1 protein-coding gene is annotated in these 1,641 nt (G+C 70.6%); it reads right to left on the bottom strand.

Annotation, left to right across the window (positions count from 1 at the left end; all coding sequences use genetic code 11):
* A partial coding sequence (locus E6R60_RS36385; protein WP_346766105.1) for a type I polyketide synthase occupies nt 1-1,615 on the bottom strand: 1,615 nt, incomplete at its 3' end.
* Nucleotides 1,616-1,641 lie beyond the last annotated feature (26 nt).

Below are 1,641 nucleotides of genomic sequence, written 5' to 3'. Positions count from 1 at the left end.
GACCCAGCCGACGAGCATCCGACAAGCGCTCGACCAGCAGAACCCCGACACCCTCCGACCACGCGGCACCATCCGCAGCACCCGCGAACGACTTGCACCGGCCGTCCTTCGCCAACCCACGCTGACGGCTGAACTCCACGAAGACCTCGGGCTCCGACATGACGGCCACGCCGCCCGCCAGCGCGAGGGAGCACTCCCCGGAGCGCAGGGCCTGAATCGCGAGGTGCAGGCTCACCAGGGACGAGGAGCACGCCGTGTCCACCGTCATCGACGGGCCTTCGAGGCCGAGTACGTAGGAGATCCGGCCGGAGGCGATGCCGCCCGTGCTCGCGTTGTGGGCGTAGTCGTGGTACATCATCCCGGCGAAGACACCGGTCCGGCTCTCCTTGAGCGAGAGCGGGTCGATGCCTGCCCGTTCGAACGCCTCCCAGGAGGTCTCCAGCAGCAGTCGCTGCTGCGGGTCCATGATCAGGGCCTCGTTCGGGCTGATCCCGAAGAACGCCGGATCGAATCCGGGGGCGTCGTCGAGGAATCCGCCGCGGGCGACGTAGCTGGTGTCGGGCCGCACGCCTTCCGGATCGTAGATCTTCCGCAGGTCCCAGCCCCGGTCGGTCGGGAAGTCGGAGATGAGGTCGGCGCCGTCGATCACGGCCTGCCAGAGGTCCTCGGGGGAGCCGACGTCGCCCGGGTAGCGGCACGCCATGCCCACGATCGCGATGGGGTCGTCGGCCTGGGCGGCGGGGTTCGGGCGGACCGCGGTGCGGGCCGCCTGCGCGGCAGCCTCGGTGCCTGACACCGCCGACAGCAGGTGCCGGGCCAGGGCCACGGGGGTGGGGTAGTCGAAGACAACGGTCGCGGGGAGCCGGAGCGCGGTGGCCTCGGCCAGGGCGTTACGGAACTCCACCGCCCGCAGGGAGTCGAAACCGAGGTCCTTGAACGCCTTCTCCGGCTCGATGGCCTGGAGCGAGCTGTAGCCGAGGACGGAGGCGACCTGTCCGAGGACGACCTCCAGCATGGCGGCTTCGCGCTCGGGCTCGGCGAGACGGGCGAGCCGCTGCTGAAGGCCGTTCGCCTCCACGTGGCCCGCGGCGTTGCGCCGCGTGACGACCGGGACCAAGGTGCGGAAGAGTTCGCGGGCGGCGGCGCCCTGGGCGCGTACGGCGGAGAGGTCGAGCTGTACCGGCACGACTACCGGCCGGTCCATCCGCAGTGCGGCGTCGAAGAGGGCCACTCCGCCTTCCGAGGAGATCGGGAAGACGCCACCGACGGACGAGATACGGGAGCGTTCGGCACCGGACAGCTTGCCGGTCATGCCGCTGGCCTCGTCCCAGAAGCCCCAGGCGAGGGAGTGTGCGGGGAGTCCCTCTGCTCTGCGGTGCGTGGCCAGCGCGTCCAGGAACGCGTTCGCCGCGGCGTAATTGCCCTGACCCGCGTTGCCGAAGGTGCCGGCGACGGAGGAGAAGAGGACGAAGGCGGCGAGGTCCATGCCACGCGTCAGCTCATGCAGGTGCAACGCCGCGTCCACCTTCGGACGCAACACCGCCCCCACCCGCTCCGCCGTCAACGAACCGATCACCCCGTCATCCAGCACACCCGCCAGATGCACCACACCCACCAACGGCCGATCCACCGGAATCGCAC

The sequence above is a fragment of the Streptomyces sp. A0642 genome, assembly GCF_004795105.1.
Classification (GTDB): Bacteria; Actinomycetota; Actinomycetes; order Streptomycetales; family Streptomycetaceae; genus Streptomyces.
This window is presented reverse-complemented; position numbering and strand designations above follow the sequence as displayed.